Source organism: Leptotrichia hongkongensis, from assembly GCF_041538065.1.
Lineage (GTDB): Bacteria > Fusobacteriota > Fusobacteriia > Fusobacteriales > Leptotrichiaceae > Leptotrichia > Leptotrichia hongkongensis.
The window spans coordinates 169,206-194,578 of the sequence record NZ_JBGORW010000004.1 but is presented as its reverse complement, the minus strand read 5'-3'; the positions used below and the strand labels follow the sequence as shown (position 1 = coordinate 194,578).

Genomic DNA, 25,373 nt, shown 5'->3' with positions numbered 1-25,373 from the left:
ATGAAAGGTTTCTCCTTAATGTGGTTTGGTAGATTTACATTATATCAGAAACCTTTCTTTTTTTGTATATGCTTGTCACATATGTATTATCTCACAACATTAGCAGGTATATTGAAATAAAAAATATAATATGTTAGAATGACAAAAGAAAATAAAAATTAGATAAAGGAAAAAAGAAAATGCAGGAAACTAAAAATTTAAATATAGATAATGAAAAAAATTTTTTTTATAAAACTTATGAATACAAAAATACAAAGGCTCTAAAAATATTTTTGGGATTTACAAGGGAAAAAGGAAAAAATTCTTTCAAAATTGCAAAACACTTAAAAAATGATTTTCCAGAACTTAATTTCATGAAGATAACAGAATATAAAGTTATAAAATATACACCCTTTCACATAAAGATAGAAACTGTATCAGAAAATATAAATAAGACATTTAACAGTAACTTTATATCTTATTACAATTATCTAGTCGAAAAAAATGATTTTCGTCTTACGTATAAAACGCTTGATTTATGGCTTAATTTTGAAAAAAATTTTTTTGAAAATGGATATTATCATATGGATTTTAGTTTAGGAAATTTTTTTATAGATAAAGAAAATGGTAAAATTGCCTTTATTGATTTTGACGATATTGTAAGAAAGCCGCCCTTTTTTAGAAAACGTCTCTATTTGACAAAATCTATCAGAAGTTTTGAAGGCTCAATGAAATTCTTTTTATCGGTAAAAAACTTTTCAAAGGAAGAAAATCAAAAGATTATCGATAGACTAGAAGAGATTAAAAAACAGTATGGTGTTGTTTCGAGAAAAAAAGATTTGGAAATGACTAAAAAAATTTTAAATAGATAAATACTAAACCTAGTTTAAAAATGAAAATTATATCTTAACTATTTGAAAATATTAAGTTGGTATCCTTTATTAAAAAAGTTTGTAATAAATTAGTTATTTAAATGGGAAACAGTATGAATCCATAAAATGTAAAAAACTCTAAATCTAACTAACCTATATTAGTTTTTTTTAGAGTTTTTATTTACTTGTTTATTCTAAATTCAATTTATTTTTTAATAAATAATTTACTACAAAAAATAATATAATCGAAAACATTATACTTATAAAAATCAATCCCAGATTGGTATTAAAAATATATTCAAATGTTCTTAAGGTTTCTAAGTCTGTATTATTATAACTATTACTGTAATTCTTAATATCAAATATATATAAAACTGTCAATATCATTCGTTTTATTAAATTTATAACTCCACCAAGAATTATATATGCTCCAACTCCAGTCAAAATTCTGTAAGACTTTACCATATTTGCAATACTTACACAAAGAAATAAAAATAATATTTTTTCAATTGTCATAACTAACAATGAAATAATACCGATAATTAGGGTCGTCCCTACAGAATGACGTAAAAACATCTCTATTTCACGAAAGGCTTCAGGTCGAAATATATTTGCCTTAAATACTTCTTCCAAAGGAATAATGAACCAGAAAGTAAAAAATATTATAATCCCATTTACAACAAACCAGCTAAAAAATGTTAATAATTTTGCCAAAATTATTTCGTATGTTTCAATTGGAAGAGTATTTGTCAAATATCCCTCATTTCCATAAATAGAACGGTAATAACGGATTATTACCGCATAATAAGTCATCAAGATTATCCCAATAATTGCAATCACATAGCCAAAATACGACATAAACTGAAAAACACCTGTAGAAATTCTTACCCTTTCATCAATTTTCTCATTTAATAAAATGAACCAAAACACTCTTATAACAATTCCCATTACTCCCATTCCGATATAAAACGGTATTATCAGCTTGCTCGCATCCATAAAATCATATTTAATTAATTTACCTAAATTTTTCAATATTTAAACACCTCCCTAAAGTATTCATCAACTGTTTTATTATGTTCATTTATTATACTTTTCACATCCTGATAAAGTAAAATTTCACCTTTACTTATGAAAATTGCTTCATCCAGCACCTTTTCCACATCCGCTATTAAATGTGTGGAAATAATAACTGTTGCTTCCCTGTTATAATTTTTTATAACAGTATTTAAAATATAATCCCTTGCTGCAGGATCAACTCCTGCTATTGGCTCATCCAGCAGGTATAGCTTAGCACGTCTACACATAACTAGTATTAACTGAACCTTTTCCTTCATTCCTTTTGAGAGCAACTTAAATCTTCTTGTTATATCAATTCCCAAATCTTTTAACATATTTTGTGCCCTTTCCAAGTCAAAATCATCGTAAAAGTCTGCAAATAGCTGTAAAATCGCCTTTACTGTCTTAGAATTATCCAAATAATTTTTATCAGGCAAATATGCAACAATCTTTTTAGTTTCTACTCCTGGATTTTTTCCATCTATAAAAATTTCTCCTTCGGTAGGTTTCAGAAGTCCATTTAATAGCTTTATAAAAGTTGTTTTTCCACTTCCATTCGGTCCTAATAACCCAATAATTTTACCACTTTCTATTGATAAATTTACATTATTTAATGCGTTATCAAAATCATAAGTTTTGGATAAATTAGTGCATTTTAAAATAACATTACCCATTAAACCATTCCTTTCTTTTTTATTTAGTGTTATATTTATTCATTAACTTTGAAATTATCATATCATCTTTTATATCGTCAATCAAGTTAAATATTTTCTCTCTTGAACTTTTCACAACTTCTTTTTCCTCAGGTGAAAATTTTCCTATCACAAATCCCAATGTTTCTTCCTTTGTTTTCGGCTTTCCAATTCCAAATTTTATTCGCACAAATTCATTTCCAACGTGGGAAATAATGGATTTTATCCCGTTATGTCCACCTGCACTTCCATTTTGCTTAATTTTCAGCTTTCCAAACTGCATATCCATATCGTCATAAATTACAAAAAGCTCCGTTTTCGGATCAATCTTAAAAAATCTGACAGCTTCTCCAACTGCTTCTCCACTCAAATTCATAAATGTAGTTGGTTTCTGATAAAAAACCTTGTCTCCATTGTAAGTAGTCTGTACAAACAATGACTTAAACTTCTCTCTTACATCATTTATATTATTTTCCTTCAAATATTCGTCAATAAATATAAAACCGATATTATGCCTTGTCAATTTATACTGTTCTCCAGGATTTCCAAGTCCCACTATTAATTTCATTAAATTCTTTTCTCCTTTATTTCAATTTATTTAATCTTCTTCATCTTTTTTTGGAATTTTTTTCATTTCTTTTTTCAAAATAACTACCGATACAATAAATGCTACCAAGTCTGCTATTGGAAATGCGAACATAATTCCATCAACTCCCATAAAGTACGGTAAAATTATAAGTAACGGCAATAATGATATAATCTGTCTTACAAGCGATAGAACAGCCCCTTGGAATGCCCTTCCAATTGATGTTAAGAACAATGTAATTGCAGCTTGAATACCGTTTAGGAATATGAAAAATAAAAATACTTTCATATATTTTGTTCCGTATTTAAAGTAAAGTTCGCTTCCACTTCCAAATACAGAAATTATCTGTACAGGAAAAATTTGGAATATCGCAAATGCTACTATTGAAATAACAAAAGCGGCTTTTAATGTCAAATTTAATATTTCACGGACTCTTGTATATTTCCTTGCCCCATAGTTGTATCCTGCAATAGGCTGTGCCCCCTGAGTCAGTCCCAATACAATCGCTATAAATATGACGTTTATTTTCATAACAATTCCAGCAACAGCAATTGGAATTTCACTTCCATAAATGGATTTTGCCCCATATATCTTTAGCAGATTATTTGTTACAATTTGAATAATTAAGGCAGAACATTGAAAAATAAAAGGCGATGTTCCCAATGCAAATAAAATCCCTATTTCCCGTATTCTTATCTTAAAATCCCTTAACTCAAATTTCACGCTTTTAAATCTGAAAAAATACAAAGCTAGCATAACTGCCGACACAAACTGCCCAATTACAGTTGCCCAAGCCGCACCATCCATTCCCATATCAAATCCAAACATAAATAATGGATCTAATATAGTATTTACAAGAGATCCAACAACAATCGCAAGCATAGAATAAAAGGCATTTCCATCAGCTCTTACCAAAGGGTTTGCCCCTATTGAGAATAATAAAAATGGTATTCCTAAAGATGTAATCCGAGTATATTCAATCGCATAGTCAAAAATCTGATTTGTCGCACCGAATGCTGTTAACATAGGCTTTAAAAAGATATTAATCAATATGCATAATATAATCCCGCCTAAAAGAAGCATTGTTACTGCCGTTCCTGCTACACTTTTTGCTCTTTTTGGACGTTTTCTGCCTAATTCCAGATTAAAGTTCGTAGCCGCCCCAACTCCCGTCATAAGTCCAATCGCAAGACAAATTGTCGTAAGCGGAAAAGCCACATTCGTAGCCGCATTTCCCAAAAACCCAATTTTCTGCCCAATAAAAATCTGGTCTACAATATTATAAAGTGCATTTACAAGATTGGCAATAATTGCTGGCACTGCAAGTGATACTAGCAATTTTGGAATTGATTCTGTGCCAAATCTCATTTTTTTATTATCTGCTAAGCTGTTTTTTTCTTTTGTTGTTTTTTCCATTCTTTTTCCTTCCTAAATTTTCAAATATTACAATAAAATTAATCAGAACTGAATTTAAGAATAAAACTCTTCTGTTCAAATTTTAGTACAAACTAATTTTATTAATCCTTCAAAATCGCAATCAAAAGAGAAATATCATTATAAGTAACTCCACTAATTCTGCTAGCCTGTCCAATTGTTTCAGGCTGTCCATATATAAGTCCAGAAATAGCAATATTGCTAAGCCCTTTTACACTTTCGTAGTCAAAATCCTTTGGAATTATCATTTTTTCTAATTTTTTAAATTTCTCAATCTGTGCCTTTTCTCTTTCGATAAACACATTGTATTTCGCATTTATTTCTACTTGTTCCTTCGCTAAATCCGACAATTCCACAGTTTCCACAAATTCACTTAAATTATCATAGTTGATTTCTTTTCTCGCAAGAAATTCAAAGGCTAAAACAGGGCTGTTCATGCTATTTTTACTATTTTTTTCAATTTCCTCACTTTCAGATTGATTTTGTTTTTCTACAATTTCAAGTAATTTTTCATTATTTTCCTTAGTTGGATAAACTGTAATGCTCTTTAGTCTTTCAATTTCATTTTCAATTTCCTGACATGTATTTTCAAGTTCTGTCAATTTTTCAGCATTTAATAACCCAATTTCCTTCGCTTTTCCCAAAAGTCTTATAAAAATGTTGTCTTGACGCAAAGTCAGTCTGTATTCAGCTCTTGAAGGCAGTACACGATAAGGCTCTGGCGTTTTTTTATTTATTATATCATCAATCAAAACCCCAATATATCCTTCACTTCTGTCAATCACAATTTCCTTTTTCCCTAAAATTTTTCTCGCAGCATTTACTCCCGCTACAAATCCTTGACAGGCTGCTTCTTCATATCCACTCGTTCCATTAATAGTTCCTGCTGTGTAAAGTCCATCCAGAACTTTGGTTTCAAGAGTTAATTTTAACTGATACGCAGGTACAAAGTTATATTCCACAGCATATCCGTAACGCACAATTTTAGCATTTTCTAGCCCACTGATTGTTTTTAACATTGCTTCCTGTGCAAATGGTGGCATTGCTGTCGTAAATCCGTTTATGTAGATTTCATCTGATTCTACAGATTCCTGCTCTAGAAATATCTGATGATTTGTTTTTTCTGGAAAGTTCATAATCTTTCTATCAAGTGAAGGACAATGTCGTGGCCCTTTCGTACTTACAATTCCAGTAACAATAGGTGAATATTTAAGCATTTCCTGTCCCACTCTTATTGTTTCAGGTGTTGTGAATGTAAGCCAAGTTGGTAAAGTTGAATTATATTCTTTTTTTGTTTCATAAGAAAAATATCGTGGCTTATCTTCTCCTTTTAATTCTTCCATTTTAGAAAAATCGATTGAAGATTTGGCAATTCTCGGAGGAGTGGCTGTCTGGTATCTATCCAGCTCAAAACCATATTCCACTAGTCTATCAGGCAAATCTACACTTGCAGGCTCTCCTTGCCGCCCTGACGAATATTTTACATCTCCCATCACATATTCTCCGCCTAAAAAAGTTCCAGTACATAGAACAACAGCCTTTGCCCCATATTTTATCCCAAGATTGTCTTCAACTCCCATAACCTTTTTATTTTCCACAATCAAATCTACAACAATTCCCTGCACCAAATCCAGATTTTCCTGCTTTTCGATAATTTCCCTCATCTTAACCCTGTACCAGTATTTATCGGCTTGAGCCCTTGTAATCCGAGAAGCCAGCCCCTTCGTATGATTCAAGTTCTTTAACTGCAAGTTATAATTGTCAATATGTCTTGCCATTTCTCCACCGAGCATTCCAAGTTCCGACACCAGATGGCTTTTTCCAGGACCTCCAACTGACGGATTGCACGACATCATTGCAATATTGTCAAGATATATCGTAAACAAGGCTGTTTTCAGTCCATGTCTTGCCGCAGCAAGTGCTGCTTCCACCCCAGCATGCCCCGCTCCAACAACAATTATGTCATAATTTTTCATTTTTTAACTTTTCCTTTCAATTTATTGTTTTTTTGCTAAACTTATTTAAATTCTAATTCTAAAAGGCTTTTTTATAATCTTAAATTTTTATTTATTAATTTTATTAGTAATTTTTTCCCTTTTATATTTTTTAAATCTTTTTTAACGTAAGGGCATCAGACGCCATGCCCTTTTTCGCAATAACAGTTACTTTAACATATTTAACTGACTACTACTTAGAGATAATAGCGAAATGTTCTACGAATCACCCCGCTTTACACAAAACTTTCTTAATAAAGAAAAAATAAAACTCGATTTTGAATTAAGTTTATTTTAATACAAATAACTTTATATAATTTAAAATTCACTCCAAAATCTCAAACAGTTATTTTTTCTTTAACGAAATTTTGCTTGATATTTATTTTAATTAAATAATCTATTATAGTTAAACTAAAATTGTCGTGATTTTTTTGGAATGAAATTGACTGTCTGAGCTTTTTCAAACTCTTCAAATTTTAATTAGTTTAAAGAGTTGATAATAACTTTTGTTAAAAAGCGAGTTTCAATTTTATTTCAAAAAAATGCTTAGACGAGCCAGGTTTGCAAAGGGGATGGCGACTGTTCCCCTTTGCTTTATAAAAAAAGAAAAAACATAAAAATGAAGTAAAAAATAATTATAAAAAAATATATCTATAATAAAAAATCATTTATAAAAATACTTTGTGATAAACTTTAAATATAAAATATTTTACTTTTTAAAATTATTAAACAAATTTACTTCTTCTTTTTAAAAACATTCCTTACCGGACGAGTAATATCCTTAAAATAAACATAACTTTTGTGTTTTCTAATATAATATCTTAAATATCTAAAAACCAGTTCTTCTCTCTGTTTGCAGTACTTCGCATATTCATTAGCAAAAATTCTGGCTAGTTTTTCATCTTCCATCATTCTTGAAACATTTTTCATTCTTTTATCCAGATTCAATTTCACTCCGAATTTCATTCTATTTAAATCAACCAGATAAAATTCATAATTCTCGCTTTTGTCCTTAATCAACACATTACCCGGCGAATAATCCTCAAATTCCACACCATTTTCGTGCAAGTCAAAAGAAAATTTTGCAAACTGTCTTATGATTTTTTCACGATTTTTTTCTACTTTTGCAAGTATTCTTTCGGTTTCTTCGCTTATCTTGTAGTTTTCTCCCTGCTCAGCCTTGTCCCGCTCAATATCCTCAGGCCAAAAAACTTCCCGACAGGTAAAATCATATTTTAATTCCTCGCTTATATAATAACTGTTCTTTTTATTATTTTCATTTACAAAGTCATCAAAATATGCGATTGGCTCTGGCGTCTTTATTTTATATTCCAATAATTTTTTGGCATATTCATAAGAACGCTTTGCTTTTGAGCCTTTAAACCTGTAGAAAAAGTTTGTAATAAAATCTTTTTGTTTAAATTTTTTTATATTTATCATTTTTTTTGTTTCAAGGTTTTCACTCTTATTATTATGTTTTTCCTTTTTCGAGCTCTCTTTTTCAAAACTATTTTCAATATCTATTTCAAATTTTTTTATTTCATTTCTTCCTGGCTCTACAACATATTCCCCAGTTTTATCAAAATTTTTCAGTACATTTATCAATATTTTCTCATCATATTTTTTGTTAACTTCATAATTTTTTTCTTCCATTTAAAATCCTCATAATTTCTAAATTTTTTCGCTTTTATTTTTTTCAAGCCTTTTCTCATTTTTCCTTTCAAATTTTCTCTTATTTTTCTTTAATCTTTTTTTCAATTCCTTCAAAAACTCTTTGTCTTCTACCAATTTATCCATCTTGACAACATACTCAAGCGCTTCATCATATTTATTCTGCAATTCCAGCACGTATGCTAAATTCATATAATGACGAGAATTTTCAGGTTCTAAAATAATCATCTTATTACAAACTTTTTGTGCATTTTCATAATCTTCCGTTTTCACAAAAAATCTTCCCTGCAAATTTAGCATTTTTATTCTTGAAAGCCCTTTATTCTCATTCGTTGCATTTTCATAATTCAAAAGCAGAAGTTTTATTTCCTCAAACTCCTCCGCTCTGAACAATATCTCAAAATAATCTTCAAATATATAATCTTCCACATTTTCACAATTTATAGCGATATTATAATATTTTACAACTCCTTTTATATCATTTGAATACGCCATTGTGTCGCCCATTCGTGCGTAGAGGGAAAATTCTTCAACTTCGTTAAATTTTGCATTTAAAAGTTTTTTGTATTCAGAAATTGCTTCGTCGTATCTGCCCATCATTGTAAGGCAATCACCTTTTTCCACATATGCTTCTGAACTTTCAGGCTCCATTTCTATCGCCTTGTCAATATTTTCTATCGCCTTTCTATAATACTTTAATAAAGCGTAGGACATTCCCATATTCAGATACACAAAATAATTTTTTTCTATTTCCAGAAATTTTTTATAAAGTGAAATCGCCTTTTTCAATCTTCCAAGCGATTGATAGACAAATCCCAACGTAAAAAGCGTATCCCTGCTATCAGGATACTTTTTCTGCAGTTTTTCCGCATATTCCTTCGCCTGTTCAAACATTCCAAAGTCTGAATAAAGTTTGGAAAGCGTCATCAGTGCCGAATAATTATTTTCATCAATTTCAAGCACTGACTTTAAATATACAAGTGCATCGTCAAACTTGTAATTTTCCATTGATTTATCCGCTTCCTTCAATAACTCTTCTATATACATCTTTTCTCCATCTATATTTTAACTTTTTAAAATCAACTTATAAAAACTAAACAATCGTAAAATCAAATAGTATCAAAATTAATTATTAATCATATTTACCATTTCTATAAATTTAGACGGCTTCTTATCATACGGATTTGGCATAATGTCATCCGTTATCATCAGCCATCCTGCATTTCTTTGTCGAGAAAGCCTCACAATCTCAGCATATTCCTTAGGAGTCGCACTATGCACAATATGCCAGATATGTTTTGCATTTGACTGATTATTTTCAAAATTAGATTTTGGCTTTTCAAATTTGTTAATATACGTATTTGCGCTTACCTCACTTGTCACAAAAATATCTGCATACGGCGAAATTGCATCTGTAATAGATGCTCCAGGATTAGCAATCACAAGGTTATTTTTTGACTTACTTTTTACATATTCAAAAACTTCCTTCATATAGCTTACCTGCTGAGGAGTACTAGTCGCAATTTCATCAAAAAAGAATCCATTTATACTATCCTTTCCATAAAATTCAAAATACTTATCAACTTCCGCCTTTACTTCCTTAATATTTCGCTTCTGATATGTTGTCGGAATATAAGCAATGTTCTTAATTCCAGCCTCTTTATTTTTCTTAATCTGAGCCGCATAATTTACTTCTACCTTTTTTCCTGCACCATTATTTGGATTTATCAGCACATAAGGAACTTTATCTTTCCCAAGTGTCAAGACATCATTCCAAAACGGATTTTTACCATCTGGATACGTATATGTTGTAGCTATCACAGACTGCTTTATTTTCACATTATTTTTATTAATATTTTTTTCTGCAAACCCATTAATTCCCAATAACATTCCAATCATTAAAAATATTTTCTTCATATCCTTTTTACCTTCTTTCAAAATTTTTTATCAAATAGTTAAGATATATTATTTTATCATATTTTTTAGTTTTAATAAACCGACGGAGCTTTTATTTGTTTAACTACGACTGTTTGACGACTAGAAGGAGGAGTTTCGAAGTTGGGCAAATAAAAGTCGGAGTCTAGCCATAGGTGTTGCGTAGCAATCTTACCATACATTTTGATTCTCAGGATAAACTTTTATTGCAAGATAAGGATTTGCGGCAACGAGCAATCCTGTGAAAATAAAAGAAAAAACATAATAAAAATAATAAAAACTGTTATTAAACAAATAATCTAATACTAAATCCAATAAAAAAATAGAAACTATATTGAAAACAAGAAGTTTTAATTCCCTACTAAATAGTGCATAATTCAAAATTTATTAAACATTTATTTTTTAAATGAGTAATAATATTAATCCGAATAAATCATGATATTGAAATATGTTTTAAAAAAATTTTACTATAAAAATCAATATCTCCTATTATTCTCAAGCCTAAATTTCATATCCTTTCTTAATCTTTTCAAAGCCCACTTTCTCTCAATCTTAAAGACTTCCTCATTATCACTCCCAATTTTATAGTCCACATAATTTTTTATAAATTTTTCCACATCTTCCCTCGACTCACTCCGAATTTCAAACTCATAATCTTCATTTAAAGAAATCTCCCTGTTTTTTTCAAGGCAGTAATAAAGCATATCATTGTAAGTCTGCTGTGCCAATATATCTCTTGCTTTATAATATGTAGATTTATCGGTATTTGTCATTCGGACCGCCTGTTTTTCTGAAATATACGGTTTATTTCTTATTAAATCAGCCATTTTCTGAAATTTTCGATTTTTTTCATTCATTCTACACTCAAAGCACATTTTCTCGCTGTTTTCCTGCAAAAATAAAATTTTACAGTTTTCACACTCAATATATCCATTATTCTTTAGGTATTTTTCTCTCTTTTTCAGTTTTATCGCAATTTTTTCCAGCCTTCTGGCAATATCTTCATACTTTTTGTCAATTTTATCAATATTCTCATGAATTTCCTTAACTTCTTCAGGCAAAAGCACAATATCCTTTACTTTTTCTGCAATTTTATTTTCAGAATCAATATTCCTATTTCTTTCTCTAACATTTCCTCTTGGAATTTCCCCAGCCCGAATTGTCCCTCTATTTTCCTCATTTTCAATAAGTTCATCCAGCAAATCACGCTTTATTTTGTAATTTATCTTCGAAAATTCGATACTTTCCAAAAATTTCCCATTCAAAAATGTGTTTATTTTTTCCTTTATATTTTCCGCATACATTATTGTCGTGTGATAAATAACGCCATCATTGATAACCACAACAAGATTTCCATTAAATAGACTTTTCGGATAAGTTTTCTCGCCAATTGGCCCACTCACAATCTGCTTCCAATTTTTCTTGATTTTCCACAAAATATATTTTTCATTTTTCAAAAGCGAACTTCTTTTCTCAATTGCTTCCAGTGCCAAATTCTTTAAATCCTTAATTCCTTCCATTTTTCAACCCCTTTTTACTCATCAATAATCTTCCCCTTTTCCACAATAAATTTTTTCCCCTCTATGCCCAAATCCTCTGTCGAAGTTATAAAACATTGGATTTTTTTATTTTCAAAATAGCTTAAAATACTTTTTTTTCTCACTTCATCAAAATATGAAGCAATATCATCCATCAGAAATATCGGATATTCCTTTTTTTCCTTTATTAAAATATCAATTTCCGAAATTTTTAGCGAGAATATTATAGATTTTTTCTCCCCTTGTGAAGAATATGCCTTTGCATTTTTTCCATTCAGCTCAAAGATAAAATCATCTTTTTGAGGTCCGAGCAAACTGTATCCAAGAAATTTTTCCCTTTCACTTTTCCTTTTACATAGCACTTCAAATTTTTCCTTCAGTTCTTCTCTAGTCTTCTTTTCCACATCCCCAAGAAAACAGTCGTATTTTAATTTCAGCTCTGAATTTTCATCAAATAATTTACGATAATTCAAGTTTAATAAAATTGATATTTTTTTTATAAATTCCTGCCGATTTAAAACAATATTTAGCCCTTCCTCTATAAATTTTTCGTTATATATCTTATAAATTTCCTCGCCAGTCTTTTTTTCCTTTATAAGCTTGTTCCGCACCTTCAATATTTTCTCAAAATTCACAATCGACTGTAAATACTCCTTTTTTGCCTGCGAAATCTCGTAATTAAAAAAGTTTCTCCTAACACCAGGATTCCCAATAATCAGCTCAATATCCTCAGGAATAAATGAAATAATGTTAAGTAACCCCACATAGTTTATATATTTATCTTTTTCCCTATCAATGTAAAAATCTTTCTTATCCTCATTCACATCAATAGCAATAGCATTTTCCGATAAATCCTTATTTTTATATTTCCCAAATACAATCAGCCTGTTCAAATTATACTTGCGAATCTCTTTCACTTTCTTAGTCCTAAAGCTTTTCCCAGTAGCCAAAAAATGAACAGCCTCAATAAGCGATGTCTTCCCCTGTCCATTCTTCCCATATATTAAATTAAAATACCTGTCAAACTTCAACTTCCCATCCGCAAGGCAACGAAAGTTATTAAAACTAATCTGATCCAAATACATCGCTATTTCTTCCCTTTCACACTATAACTATCTGTAACTGACTTTAACTGCTTTTCCCCAAAATTTACATCAATAAATTTCTTCCTAAAAAACTCCTTTACCTCCCTATTAGGCAGTCTCAAGGAATACACATCCTCATAGTCTTCCCCAATTTTTTCATCAATAGTTAAATATCCGCTAAATAAAAGAAGTTCTCAAATTTCCTCTTGTCGCAATAAACTGGATAAATCAACAAACTATTTAATGTCTTGCCCTTACAATAACTTTTTCTCCAGCAAACTCCACAATATCCCCATCATAAATTTTTTTCCCACGTCTAGTTTCCACAGCGTTATTTACCTTTACTTCACCATTCTGAATAAACATTTTTGCTTCCACTCCAGAACCTGTAAAGTTTGCCCACTTCAAAAGCTGATCCAATTTTATAAACTCAGTATTTATAACAACTTCTTCAATTTCATTATCTATATTTTTCATTTATTTCCCTCCATAACTTACTTTTTACCAAATGTATTTTTCATCATATCCATTACCATTATCTACCCAATAACAAAACAGAATTGTAAAATCTTTTTGATTATAGTATGACTTTATTTCATCTCTAATTTTTTCAATTTTTTCTTTCGAAAAATATCCTACATAAATTGATATAATAGGATGAATATTATTAAATTTCATAAATTCATACCAGTCTATCTCCTCAAAATTTCTAGGCTTTGAAAAATATTCCTCTAATTTTTTGCCATACATTTTCAGCCTTTCTACTTTCCCTTCCACTATTTGATTTCCACATTCCTCATCTATTACTGTTAGTACTGTATTTGTTCTTGTCAAACTCTTTTCAGAAATTTTATTATTCCATTCTTTTGGTATTATACCACATACCCATGTTCTTCCAGAAACTCCAACTTGTATTTTTTTATCATATTTTATACCATGTTTTTTTAATATTTTTTCTATCTTTTCAAAGTCATTTCCTTTGGATTTATCGTATATGAGACTGCTCCATAAATACGGCCTTAATCCATAGTAATCAATAATTTCAAGTAATAATCTTGATTTTGTTGTTTTATTAAAAAATGGAATGTCTTTTAAAGCTTCGAATTCAAGAGGCCATATTAACCTATCTCCTCCTTCAAAACGAAATTTTGTTGGAGGAGATTCTACATGTATTACTTCTCTGTTATAAAAGAATTCTGATTTATACTTAGGAATGTTATAGCTGTACAGGACATAGGAGTATGGATTATGTATCAAATCTCCAGCTACAAGCTGTTCTTCCTTTACATAATATGCTCCCTTGTTCATTCTCAAGTTAAATTCTTTTTTGAGCATCTCCATATAGTCATCTAGCATTTTTTCTTCATTCATAGCTGTTACTTCTTCAGGGTCTCTGCAGGAATGAAGACATAGCATGGAAAGTATAATTAATAACATCATCATCATTTTTTTCATCTTACTTCAACACCTTCATACCTAATATTATTATAGCTTAAAATCTATCTATTACTAATTCAACCATTAACCAAATTAATGTTTAATTTTATTGTGGAAAATCCGATTTTTACGTTGAAAACTTTTCCCACAAATATTTCCACATCTTTTCCACAGTTATAATATATTCTTATTTTTAAAGAATTCCTTTGTGAATTTTTTTCCTCCTTAAATTGTGGAATTAATTTTTTCATATGTGGAGAAAATTTATATGTTTTTATTTTTATTATTCTATCACAATTTTTCTTTAATTTAAAATTAATTATTTTTGATTTATCCACAAATGTGGAAAATTTTGTTTATTATTGTGGATATCTAAATTTTAGTTTTACACAATAAAATTTTATTTTTCCACAAAACTTGTTTTAATACAATATTTTTGATTAATTTTTTCCACAATTTTTGTGTATAAATTTTCAACATATAGTGGAAATTAATTTTTGTTTTTACACATTACAATTTTACAATTTATTTTATTAAATATAATTTAATTTTTTTACTAAAATTTTTTTATAAAAACAATCTATGTAGAAAACTTTTTCAACTGTGGATAACTTTTAAAGTGGCTCCTTTATTTTTCCACATCTTTTCAACACTTTCTATAATCCTAAAAATTTACATTTTTTTCAAAATAACTTCCGTATTTTCACCATATCAGACTATCTATTTTTTCCCTATTAATATTTTCTATCTTTTTATAAACTGGCTCTCCTCTTATACAAATACCAAAAAAGTAATAATTTTTACACTTTAAACATTTCAGATATGTGCAAATAGTATAATGTTCTTCTTTTTCGACAGTTTCCATTATTTTTTCTATCGGACAATCAGCGGCATATATTTCCATTTCATTTTGTTCTATTTTCGACACAATGAGTTTACAAACTTCCTTAATCATATTTCCATATTCTTTTTTTGCTTTATATTTTTCAAAAACTAGAATTATTTCTGAACATTTATCACACACTTAATTTCACTTCCTAAAATTAAAATAAGAGTTTTTGTTTAAAAAAACATCTAAGCTCTGAAAATCTTCTTGTTTAAAGCTTCAATTTCTTTTTTAAACGCAACATCTTCCTTCGTTTTCTTATCAATTTTTCTAATACTGCTTATAACCGTGCTGTGATCTTTTCCGCCAAAAAGTCCACCAATTGCTGTCAGGCTTAAATCCAATTCATCATTATTCTTTAACAGATACATTGCAATTTGTCTTGTTTCAACTATTTTTTTCTGACGTTTTTTGGATTTCATGTCGGTTACACTGACACCATACTGTGCAGAAATCATTTCTATTACTTTTTTTGCTGTTACTTTAGACTGTTCTCGTTTTACGTTATGCATAAGCATTTCCTGCACAAGTTCTAACGTTATCTGTTCATCTAGAAGTTTTGCACGGGCATTTAAATTTGTAAGCGTTCCTTCCAGTTCTCTTACGTTTGTATCAAGAGAGTCTGAAATATATTCTAAAATACTGTCGTCTATTTCGATTCCCTGTGCTTTTGCCATGTTTTTTAGAATCATCATACGAGTTTCATATCCTGGACTTTGGATTTCCACTGTTAGGCCTGACAAAAATCTTGATTCTAGACGTTTTGACAGATTTTTTATTTCCTTTGGCGACTTGTCACTTATCATTATTATCTGTTTTCCAAGTTCCTGCAACTTGTTAAATGTGTGGAAAAATTCTTCTTCCACAGTCCCTTCTCCACGTCCAAACACCTTTTCAAAAAATTGTATATCATCTAGAAGAAGTACATCTAAAGCACGGAATGTATCACGAAAATGCTGAATTCGTCCACTGTTCAAAACTTTAAAAAATTCATTTGCAAATTCTTCAGAAGTAGAATAATAAACACGCTTACTTGGGTCATTTTCTAAAATTGCATTTCCTACAGCCTGCATAAGATGGGTTTTTCCAAGCCCTGAACTTCCAAAAATAAAAAGAGGGTTATAAACCGTTGGATTTTTTACAACTGCAAGACAGGCATTATATGCAAGCTTACTGTTTTCCCCAACAACAAAATTATCAAGCCTGTGCTTTGGATTTAGTCCTGTGTGAACAAGTGAAGCTTTTTCCATTGTTTCTTTTGGAAAACTGTGAGTTTCAGGCTTATACGACATCACATCCTGTTTTTTTATCTCAAAGTTTATCGTAACTTCTTCATCTGTCACAATTTCTATAATTTCTTCCATCTGGCTTTTATATTTTTCCATATTTTCCTTTATTAGCTTCGAATTACAAGTAAGAGTAAAGACACTCTCTTCAAGTTTAGTTGCCTCCACATTTTCAAAAAACAGCTCAAATTCCCCTTCATTAACTCTTTTTTTCATAATTTTCTTAATTTTTTCCCACAATTTCACAACATCCATTTATTTTTTCTCTCCTTTTTTAACAGTATTCCTATAAATAAAAATTTTAAATTTCACAATAATTCCAGCCTTTCTATTTGCCTTAACTATAACATATATAAAATAAATAATCAAGATTTTCCACAAAAGTTTTCCACATGCTTTTCCACAAGAAAAAATATTAATTTTTTCAGTATTTACAATGCTTTATAACTTTTGTACAATTTTTTCCACAATAATTATATATAGTGATTTCTATTGCATTCCCACATATTATACACATAGTTTTCATTTTCCCACATAAGCTGTTGACAATCATGTGCGAAACTTTGTTGATAATATTTCTCCACAAAAATCAAATTTTTTTTCCACAGGATATTCTCTTACAACCGCTCTATTTATATATGTTTCCACATTTCCACAGTGCATAATAATAATATATTTAATAATATATATAATATTAAATATTATAGGAGTGTGGATAAAAATAATTAACAAAAACTCTAAAAATCTTTTAATAAGCTAAACTTTAGTATAAAATTTACAAGTAGTTTTTTTTGTTAGCTTTACAGTTAGATATTAAGAGAGTTTTATCATACTTTATGACACAAAGCATTAAACTTGACTTTTTTTTGAATATTGTATATAATGTCTATAAAAGACAATAATTTTTTTAAAATATAATAGAAAGGAAAAAGGATGACTAAAAGAACATATCAACCAAATAAAAGAAAAAGAAAAAAAGATCATGGATTTAGAAAAAGAATGCAAAATAAAAGCGGAAGAAATGTTTTAAAAAGAAGAAGAGCTAAAGGAAGAGCTAAATTATCAGCATAACCCGGTGTTAAATTCAACACTGGGTTTTTAAAAGCATTAATATCTAAACTAGAGAGCTTTTTAAAAGAAAAACGCTCTAAATTTTTTTAGACGTAAATTTATAAGCTCTCACTTATTTTAAATCAAAGAAGAGAAATATGTCTATTAATAAAATTAAGAAAACAAAAGATTTTTCATTAATATATAACAAATCAAAAAAGATGCATACAAAGTATGCTATTATTTTTATAAGTGAAAATAAGAATAACGACCAGCGATTTGGCTTTGTAGCCAGCAAAAAAACTGGAAATGCAGTTCAACGAAATAGAATCAAAAGAATTTTTAAAGAATTTGTAAAAATACATAAGGATAAATTTAGAAAAAATACTGATTATGTATTCGTAGGCAAATCTATTTTGAAAGATAATTTAAAAAATTTAAAGTATGGGGATATCGAAAAGGATATTATCAAGGTGGTAAAATGATGAAAAAAATATTGCTATATTTGTTAAAATTTTATCAAAAGGGCATTTCACCATATTTTGGAAGAAGATGCAGATTTTATCCAACTTGCTCAGAATATTCACGACAGGCAATTACAAAATATGGAGCATTAAAAGGTAGTTATCTGACAATAAAAAGATTACTAAAATGTCATCCTTTTCACAAAGGTGGCTATGATCCGTTAAAATAAAAAAACATAATGGAGGAAAAAATAAATGTTCAGAATAAAAATACTTGAAAATACCGTCGTTTTTCTTTTAGAAAAAATAGCGGATATGGTAGGAAAATTTGGTATAGCAGGTAAGTATGGGATTGCTATAATTATAATAACAATTTTAATGAGAATAATAGTTTTTCCATTAACGTTAAAACAAGAAAAATCAATGAAAAAAATGAGAGAATTACAGCCTGAACTTGAAAAAATAAAAGAAAAATACAAAGATAATCCTGAAGAATATCGACAAAAAACAGCAGAACTTTATCGTGAAAGTGGAGCTAATCCATTAGCAGGATGTCTGCCATTGTTAATTCAGATGCCAGTGTTTGTAGCGCTATATTGGGCTTTTATTGGGAATACAATACCATCAGACGCAAAATTTTTGTGGTTTAATTTAAAAAAACCTGATATGTTTATAAATTTTACAGAAATATTTAAATTAGGGAAGATAATAATACATTTCCCATTAATGAGAAAGCCTATTATAATAAATCCTTTGGCTTTAAATTTATTACCAATCTTAAATGTAGGAGTGACGTATATTCAGCAGAAAATAATGACGAGCGCAACTAGTGGACAGGAAAGCAATCAGCAGATGCAGACAATGCTTTATATGATGCCTCTTATGATGCTGTTCATATTTTATAATATGCCGTCAGGGGTAACCTTGTATTACTTAGTTTCGGGAGCTTTGTCATTAGTTCAGCAGTATTTCATTTTGAAAGGAAGAAGTGATGATGGAAAAGATAGTATTAAAGGCACAAAATGAGGAAGAACTTAAAAATATGGTAAGCCGTTCATTGACTTTAAAAGAAGATGAAACTTATCAGGTAAAAGTTTTGAAACATCCTAAAAAAATATTATTTATCAATATAAAAGGTGAATATGAAATTGAAATTGTTAAAAAATCTGATTTGAAATCAAGTGATGTAAAAACAGAAAAACCAAGAATACAAAATGAAGAGAAAATTTCCAAAAAAGAAAAAAAAGATGTAAAAAATCAAAATAATTATGATTCTAAAAAAAATAACATTAGAAAAAACTATAGAAATGAAAGCCCTGAAAATGAAGAAAAAGTTATTCAAAATAGTCAGGATGATACAAATATAGATAAAATCAGAGGATTTTTCAAGGAATTTATAGTAAATGCAAAATTAGATATAAAGATTATAAATGTAAAAAAAGAAAATAATGGTAAATATCTAGTTATTCTTGATGGAAAAGATATGAGATTTTTAATTGGTGAAAAAGGGAGTGCCTTAAATAACTTGGAATATTTAATCAGTACAACTAAAAAATTTAAAAATCTGAAAATTTCTATAGATTCTAACAATTATAAAGAAAAACGTGAAAAATCATTAAGAGATTTGGCAAGAAAAAAAGGTAAAGCAGTTTTAGCAACTGGAAATGCTGTAAAGCTGAACCCAATGGCTGCGCGTGAACGTAAAATTATTCATGAAGAAATTTCATTTATGGAAGGGCTAAAAACTGAGAGTGTTGGGGAAGAGCCAAAAAGATATTTAGTTATTAGAAAACTTGATGAAAAAAATTAAACTATTGTGTTTAAAATTATAGGTAAAAAATAAAATTGAAAAATGATTTTAGAAAATAGAGGGATAAAATGTTGTTTGATACAATTGCGGCGATTTCCACTCCAAAAGGTGAAGGCGGGATTGCCATAATAAGAATATCCGGCGATAAATCATTTGAAATACTGGACAAAATATTTATTAAAAAAAACCCAAATGCTGATTTGGGTTTTTATAAATTAAATTATGGATTTATCAAGGATGGAGAAAAAATAGTAGATGAAGTAATGGCTGTAAGGCTAAAAGCTCCAAAAAGCTATACCTGTGAAGATATTGTGGAAATAAATTGCCACGGTGGAACACTTGTTTCGGAAAAAGTGCTTGAACTTGTGTTAAGAAATGGAGCAAGACATGCTGAAAGTGGTGAATTTACAAAGCGAGCATTTATGAATGGACGTATAGACTTGTCACAGGCTGAGGCGGTTATGGATATTATTCAGGGAAAAACAGAAAAGAGCGTATCACTGTCGCTCGATCAGTTAAGAGGGGACTTGCGTGATAAAGTTAATGAATTTAAGAAGGCTTTGCTAGATATTACAGCACATGTAAATGTAGTGCTGGATTATCCTGAAGAAGGAATTGACGATCCGTTGCCAGTAGAACTTAGAGATAATCTTGAAAAAGTATATGAAGAAGCAAATCGGTTAATTGATTCATATAATACAGGAAAAAAAATAAAAGAGGGAATAAAGACAGTTATTGTGGGAAAACCAAATGTTGGGAAATCGACATTGCTAAATGCTCTGCTTCATGAAGAGCGTGCCATTGTAACGCATATTGCTGGGACTACGAGAGATGTTATTGAGGAAATAATCAATATAAAAGGAATTCCCTTGGTTCTGGTTGATACAGCAGGAATTAGAAAAACTGATGACATTGTGGAAAATATTGGTGTAGAAAAGTCTAAGCAGTTTATTGAAAAGGCTGATTTGGTGCTTCTTGTACTGGATGCTTCAAAGGAGCTGGAAAATGAGGATATAGAAGTTATAAATCAGATAAAAGAAAATAAAAAGAAAGTTATAGTATTATTGAATAAGATTGATTTAAATAAAAAAATTAATCTTGAAGGGTATAACTTGGAAAATATTGTTGAAATTTCGGCAAAAGACAATATTGGAATTGAAGATATGCAAGAAAAAATCTATTCATATATTGTAGAAGAAGATGTGGAAAACTCATCAGAAAAACTGATAATTACAAATATTCGTCACAAAACAGCACTTGAGAAAACAAAAGACGCAATAAGAAATATTTTTGAAACAATAGATATGGGACTTCCTATGGACTTAATTTCTGTAGATTTGAAAGAAGCTCTGGATTCACTTTCAGAGATTACTGGAGAAATATCGTCCGAAGATATTTTAGATCATGTATTTGGAAATTTTTGTGTTGGAAAATAGATTTTATTATATTTTATAAAAAATATGAAAAGTTTTGGATAAAATGGAGGAAATAAATAATGGATAATAATTATGGAGCAGAGGCGATTACCGTTCTGGAAGGGCTGGAAGCAGTTAGAAAGCGTCCAGGAATGTATATCGGATCAACTTCAGCACGTGGACTTCACCATCTAGTATGGGAAATTGTAGATAACAGTGTAGACGAAGCACTTGCTGGAATTTGTGATAAAATTACTGTAAAGATACTTGAAGGGAATATTATTGAGGTATCTGACAATGGACGTGGAATCCCTGTGGGAATGCATAAAACTGGGAAATCAACATTGGAAGTTGTACTTACTGTGCTTCACGCTGGAGGAAAATTTGACAATGATAATTATAAAGTGTCAGGGGGACTTCACGGAGTTGGTGTATCTGTCGTAAATGCTTTGTCAGAATGGCTTGAGGCAACTGTAACACGTGATGGAAAGATTTTTAGACAGACATATCAGCGTGGTGTGCCAACTTCGCCTGTGGAAGAAATTGGCGTGGCAGATGCTGATGCACACGGAACTGTAATTAGATTTAAGGCTGATGATGAGATATTCGAAACAACAGTTTACGATTATTCTGTACTGGAATCACGTTTAAAGGAATTGGCATATTTGAACAAAGGCTTAAAAATTGAACTGGCTGATGAGAGAAATGCTGAAAATATAAAAGCTGAAGAATTTTTATTTGAAGGTGGAATAAAGGACTTTTTAAATGAAATTATTGATGAGGAAAAAATCGTTGATGATGTGATTTATATGGCTGATACAATGCAAATTGAGGAAGCTAAGGAAGTAGAAACTGAGGATGAAGATGGAAACACGGTGATAAAACAGCGAGGTGCAAAATTTGTGGAAGTGGAAATTGCGATGAATTACACAACTTCACAAAGAGAAACAGTTTATTCATTTGTAAATAATATAAATACTCATGAAGGCGGAACTCATGTCAGCGGATTTAGAACTGCGCTTACAAGAACAATTAATGATATTGCAAAACAGATGAACTTAATCAAGGATAAAAATGGGACATTTCAAGGAACAGATGTAAGAGAAGGTCTTGTCTGTGTAATAAGTGTAAAAATACCCGAACCTCAATTTGAAGGACAGACAAAAACAAAACTTGGAAATAGTGAAGTTACAGGGATTGTATCAAATATTGTTGGAAGCAACTTGAAATTCTATCTAGAAGACCATCCAAAGGCAGCTGAAAAAATTATTGAAAAAATGGCAATGTCAAAAAGAGCAAGAGAAGCAGCGAAAAAAGCAAGAGAGCTTGTACTTAGAAAAAATACATTGGAAGTAGGATCACTGCCTGGTAAACTGGCAGACTGCTCTTCAAAAGACCCAGCTGAATCAGAAATTTTCATAGTCGAAGGAAACTCAGCAGGAGGTTCTGCAAAACAAGGAAGAGACAGAAGATTTCAGGCAATATTGCCACTTCGTGGAAAAATCTTAAACGTAGAAAAATCAGGAGTGCATAAAGCTCTGGAAAATGCAGAAATTAGAGCAATGATTACAGCTTTTGGAGCTGGATTTGGCGAAGAAATGGACTTAAAAAAACTAAGATACCATAAAATCGTAATTATGACAGATGCCGATGTTGACGGAGCTCACATTAGAACATTAATGCTAACTTTCTTCTACAGACATCTGAGAGAATTAATTAACGAAGGCTACATCTACATCGCACAGCCTCCTTTATATAAAATTCAGGCTGGAAAAGCAATCAGATACGCCTATTCAGATGATCAGATGAAACAAGTAACAAGAGTGCTGGAAGGAGAAGGAAGAAAATACACAATCCAGCGTTATAAAGGGCTAGGAGAAATGAACCCGGAACAGCTTTGGGAAACAACACTTGATCCAGAAGTAAGAACATTGTTAAAAGTATCAATGGAAGACGCTTCCTATGCCGATAAGATGTTTAATATTCTGATGGGGGATAAAGTTGAGCCAAGAAGGAAATTTATCGAGGATAATGCAAATTATGTAAGGAATTTGGATATATAAAATTTATGAATTTTAAGAAATATTGGAATTATGGGGGAAAGATGAAAAAAAAAGTTATATCTTTATTTTCAGGTGCTGGTGGAATGGATTTAGGAATTATAAAAGCTGGATTTGAAGTTATTTGGGCTAATGATTTTGAAAAAGATGCAGTTGAAACATACAGAAGAAATATTGGAAATCATATAGTTTTAGGTGATATAACAATGATTTCAAGTAAAGAGATTCCGCTAAAAAAAGGGGAAGTTGACTTGATAATAGGAGGATTTCCATGTCAAGGTTTTTCTATCGCAAATAAAAATCGATCAATGGAAGATAAAAGAAATTTTTTGTATAAAGAAATGTTGAGAATAATAAAAGATAAAAAACCTAAATTTTTTATTGCGGAAAATGTAAAAGGTATCCTTAGCTTACATAACGGGGAAGTTATAAAAATGATTCTAAAAGATTTTGAAGATTTAGGATATAAAGTGGACGTAAAATTATTAAATGCTGCAGATTATGGTGTACCGCAACAAAGAGAAAGAGTTATTATAATGGGTAATCGACTAGGGTTAAAAAATCCTTACCCTAAAAAGACACATGCTGATTTATTTCCTGGCGAAGAGAATTATTTGTTATTCGATGAAAAATTAAAAGGAACAAATTTGAAACCATATATAACGGTAGAGCAGACAATAGGCTTTTTAAGTGAAATTGATGTTCAGAACGACAAATTAAATGACTTTGTTAAAGTTGGTAAAAGAAAAATTTATAATCATATTGCAAACACAAGTGTTAAAGATACATTTTGGGGAAGAAAACATGAAGTTAATCAAGCGGATATATGTGACTACTTGAGGTATTATCGTGACAAATCTGAATGGACAACAAAAAAAATAGATAACTACTTTGGTTACAAACATACGGCAGGACACTGGTTTAGAAAAGATAATAAATCTGGAAGTATACCAAAACCGAGTGACTGGTGGAAGTTGAAAAAAATTTTAAAGTTTGATGATAAATATGACAAAGTTGTTACAGAATTTATAGAAAAGCCCATAAAATTTGAACAATCTTTACGAATAACCAACTGGAACAGGGTTAGCGATACAATAACAGCAACGTCTCCTGAAATTCATGTCAATAAGAAAAGACGGCTATCTGCCAGAGAATGTGCAATGCTTCAAACATTTCCGGACAGTTTCGTATTTTCAGGAAATTTAAGTTCCCAATACAGACAGATAGGAAATGCTGTCCCAGTACTGCTGGCTGAAAAAATTGGTTTAGAAATAATAAAAAAATTAGATGAATATGAAAAAAATTTTGAAAAAGGAAATATTAAATATGAAGAACAAAATATCAGAAAAAGAAATGGAAGAATTGAAGTGGATAGAAGAACTTGAGTTAAAATATCTGAATAAGTACTATTATTTTTTGAAATTTGCTGAAGATGAGATGTTTTTTGGATTCAAAACAAAAGAAAAGATAAAAAAGGATTGGCAGGATTTATACGGAAAAGAAAAAGATAAAAAAGGAAAAAAAATAAGTGATTTTGCTGTAGGTGCCGAAAGGATTGTTTACGCATTATTAAATGGAAAAGGAATAGGACAGCCAAATTCATCGCCTGTTGGTTCAGATTTATTTTTTGAAGTTGAAGATGCCTATATTCATATAGATATGAAAACAGTTCAAAAAAATAATATCAAAGATTTTGATACGAGTATTTTCGTTGGGAAAAATCAGAATAGCTATAAAGGAAAAATAGTAGTGCAAAATAAGGGAGAAAGAAAATATACACCAGCATTACCAACTTTTTATAACAAAGGGAGCGTAAATGAGAAGATATGTCTTTCGTATTTTATAACAATTTTATATGATAGAGACAATTTAGATATTTTAGTTATAACATTAGATTGTATGCCGAATGGTGAATTAGAAAAATATTATAAAAATAGAGTTTTAAAAGCCGGAAAAAATAAAGATATGACAAGATTTAATAGGATAGACGTTAATAAATTTGAATTATTGCCAGATAAACCTTATAGGATTAAAGTAATATATTTTAATGAAAATATGGAACAAGAACTTATAAAAAAATTAGATTTATATAAAAAAATATATATAAGTAGATAAATTAAAAA

24 protein-coding genes and 1 pseudogene are annotated in these 25,373 nt (G+C 29.9%); 10 read left to right on the top strand and 15 right to left on the bottom strand.

Annotation, left to right across the window (positions count from 1 at the left end):
- Positions 1-179 precede the first annotated feature (179 nt).
- On the top strand, positions 180-851 hold the full coding sequence (locus ACEG17_RS04665) for a hypothetical protein (protein WP_372582749.1): 672 nt from the start codon (positions 180-182) through the stop codon (positions 849-851).
- Positions 852-1,040: 189 nt separating this feature from the next.
- On the opposite strand, the gene ACEG17_RS04660 is transcribed toward ACEG17_RS04665, so the two are convergent.
- From ACEG17_RS04660 to dnaA, 15 genes and pseudogenes are all read right to left on the bottom strand, one after another.
- Entirely contained in the window at positions 1,041-1,883 is an 843-nt protein-coding gene (locus ACEG17_RS04660; RefSeq protein ID WP_372582748.1) for a hypothetical protein, read from the bottom strand.
- Complete coding sequence (locus tag ACEG17_RS04655) at positions 1,880-2,581, bottom strand: ABC transporter ATP-binding protein (RefSeq protein WP_372582747.1); 702 nt, start codon at positions 2,579-2,581, stop codon at positions 1,880-1,882. Before ACEG17_RS04655 ends, ACEG17_RS04660 begins: the two co-directional genes overlap by 4 nt.
- Positions 2,582-2,600: 19 nt before the next feature.
- The gene (pth, locus tag ACEG17_RS04650; protein ID WP_372582746.1) at positions 2,601-3,167 is read right to left on the bottom strand and encodes an aminoacyl-tRNA hydrolase; all 567 of its coding nucleotides are present in this window, start codon (positions 3,165-3,167) and stop codon (positions 2,601-2,603) included.
- Between the two features lie 30 nt (positions 3,168-3,197).
- Entirely contained in the window at positions 3,198-4,601 is a 1,404-nt protein-coding gene (locus ACEG17_RS04645) for an MATE family efflux transporter (RefSeq protein ID WP_372582745.1), read from the bottom strand.
- A gap of 101 nt (positions 4,602-4,702) precedes the next feature.
- Positions 4,703-6,595: a tRNA uridine-5-carboxymethylaminomethyl(34) synthesis enzyme MnmG gene (mnmG, locus tag ACEG17_RS04640; protein ID WP_372582744.1), complete on the bottom strand. Its 1,893-nt coding sequence runs from the start codon at positions 6,593-6,595 to the stop codon at positions 4,703-4,705.
- Positions 6,596-7,348: 753 nt separating this feature from the next.
- Positions 7,349-8,266 (bottom strand): hypothetical protein, encoded by a 918-nt coding sequence (locus ACEG17_RS04635; RefSeq protein WP_372582743.1) that lies wholly within the window; start codon positions 8,264-8,266, stop codon positions 7,349-7,351.
- An 18-nt stretch (positions 8,267-8,284) separates the two neighbouring features.
- Complete coding sequence (locus ACEG17_RS04630) at positions 8,285-9,331, bottom strand: tetratricopeptide repeat protein (protein WP_372582742.1); 1,047 nt, start codon at positions 9,329-9,331, stop codon at positions 8,285-8,287.
- Between the two features lie 78 nt (positions 9,332-9,409).
- Entirely contained in the window at positions 9,410-10,201 is a 792-nt protein-coding gene (locus ACEG17_RS04625) for a spherulation-specific family 4 protein (protein ID WP_372582741.1), read from the bottom strand.
- A gap of 494 nt (positions 10,202-10,695) precedes the next feature.
- Positions 10,696-11,739 carry a DciA family protein gene (locus ACEG17_RS04620; protein WP_372582740.1) on the bottom strand — a complete coding sequence of 348 codons (1,044 nt, stop codon included), beginning with the start codon at positions 11,737-11,739 and terminating at the stop codon, positions 10,696-10,698.
- A gap of 14 nt (positions 11,740-11,753) precedes the next feature.
- Positions 11,754-12,842 (bottom strand): DNA replication/repair protein RecF, encoded by a 1,089-nt coding sequence (recF, locus tag ACEG17_RS04615; RefSeq protein WP_026745526.1) that lies wholly within the window; start codon positions 12,840-12,842, stop codon positions 11,754-11,756.
- Between the two features lie 26 nt (positions 12,843-12,868).
- Positions 12,869-13,072: pseudogene (locus tag ACEG17_RS04610) on the bottom strand (AAA family ATPase); the annotation flags it as partial.
- Between the two features lie 10 nt (positions 13,073-13,082).
- The gene (gene yaaA / locus ACEG17_RS04605; RefSeq protein ID WP_372582738.1) at positions 13,083-13,319 is read right to left on the bottom strand and encodes a S4 domain-containing protein YaaA; all 237 of its coding nucleotides are present in this window, start codon (positions 13,317-13,319) and stop codon (positions 13,083-13,085) included.
- Positions 13,320-13,343: 24 nt separating this feature from the next.
- On the bottom strand, positions 13,344-14,297 hold the full coding sequence (locus ACEG17_RS04600) for a hypothetical protein (protein ID WP_372582737.1): 954 nt from the start codon (positions 14,295-14,297) through the stop codon (positions 13,344-13,346).
- A gap of 685 nt (positions 14,298-14,982) precedes the next feature.
- The gene (locus ACEG17_RS04595; protein ID WP_372582736.1) at positions 14,983-15,303 is read right to left on the bottom strand and encodes a hypothetical protein; all 321 of its coding nucleotides are present in this window, start codon (positions 15,301-15,303) and stop codon (positions 14,983-14,985) included.
- A gap of 50 nt (positions 15,304-15,353) precedes the next feature.
- The gene (gene dnaA / locus ACEG17_RS04590) at positions 15,354-16,706 is read right to left on the bottom strand and encodes a chromosomal replication initiator protein DnaA (protein WP_372582735.1); all 1,353 of its coding nucleotides are present in this window, start codon (positions 16,704-16,706) and stop codon (positions 15,354-15,356) included.
- Positions 16,707-17,384: 678 nt separating this feature from the next.
- Between dnaA and rpmH the strand changes: the two genes are divergently transcribed.
- The 9 genes from rpmH (at position 17,385) to ACEG17_RS04545 (ending at position 25,365) form a co-directional block, all read left to right on the top strand.
- Entirely contained in the window at positions 17,385-17,522 is a 138-nt protein-coding gene (rpmH, locus tag ACEG17_RS04585) for a 50S ribosomal protein L34 (protein ID WP_006805377.1), read from the top strand.
- A gap of 137 nt (positions 17,523-17,659) precedes the next feature.
- Entirely contained in the window at positions 17,660-17,986 is a 327-nt protein-coding gene (gene rnpA, locus ACEG17_RS04580; RefSeq protein WP_021743397.1) for a ribonuclease P protein component, read from the top strand.
- On the top strand, positions 17,986-18,195 hold the full coding sequence (gene yidD, locus ACEG17_RS04575) for a membrane protein insertion efficiency factor YidD (protein ID WP_039900976.1): 210 nt from the start codon (positions 17,986-17,988) through the stop codon (positions 18,193-18,195). Before rnpA ends, yidD begins: the two co-directional genes overlap by 1 nt.
- Positions 18,196-18,220: 25 nt before the next feature.
- Entirely contained in the window at positions 18,221-18,991 is a 771-nt protein-coding gene (locus ACEG17_RS04570) for a YidC/Oxa1 family membrane protein insertase (protein WP_372582734.1), read from the top strand.
- Positions 18,960-19,775 carry a Jag family protein gene (locus ACEG17_RS04565; RefSeq protein WP_372582733.1) on the top strand — a complete coding sequence of 272 codons (816 nt, stop codon included), beginning with the start codon at positions 18,960-18,962 and terminating at the stop codon, positions 19,773-19,775. The genes ACEG17_RS04570 and ACEG17_RS04565 overlap by 32 nt, the downstream gene beginning before the upstream one ends.
- A gap of 68 nt (positions 19,776-19,843) precedes the next feature.
- Positions 19,844-21,211 carry a tRNA uridine-5-carboxymethylaminomethyl(34) synthesis GTPase MnmE gene (mnmE, locus tag ACEG17_RS04560; RefSeq protein ID WP_372582732.1) on the top strand — a complete coding sequence of 456 codons (1,368 nt, stop codon included), beginning with the start codon at positions 19,844-19,846 and terminating at the stop codon, positions 21,209-21,211.
- A gap of 59 nt (positions 21,212-21,270) precedes the next feature.
- Positions 21,271-23,253 (top strand): DNA topoisomerase (ATP-hydrolyzing) subunit B, encoded by a 1,983-nt coding sequence (gene gyrB / locus ACEG17_RS04555; RefSeq protein WP_372582731.1) that lies wholly within the window; start codon positions 21,271-21,273, stop codon positions 23,251-23,253.
- A 41-nt stretch (positions 23,254-23,294) separates the two neighbouring features.
- Positions 23,295-24,635: a DNA cytosine methyltransferase gene (locus ACEG17_RS04550; protein WP_314392623.1), complete on the top strand. Its 1,341-nt coding sequence runs from the start codon at positions 23,295-23,297 to the stop codon at positions 24,633-24,635.
- Positions 24,577-25,365, top strand: a complete 789-nt coding sequence (locus ACEG17_RS04545; RefSeq protein ID WP_314392621.1) for a PDDEXK family nuclease — start codon at positions 24,577-24,579, stop codon at positions 25,363-25,365. Before ACEG17_RS04550 ends, ACEG17_RS04545 begins: the two co-directional genes overlap by 59 nt.
- Positions 25,366-25,373: the final 8 nt, after the last annotated feature.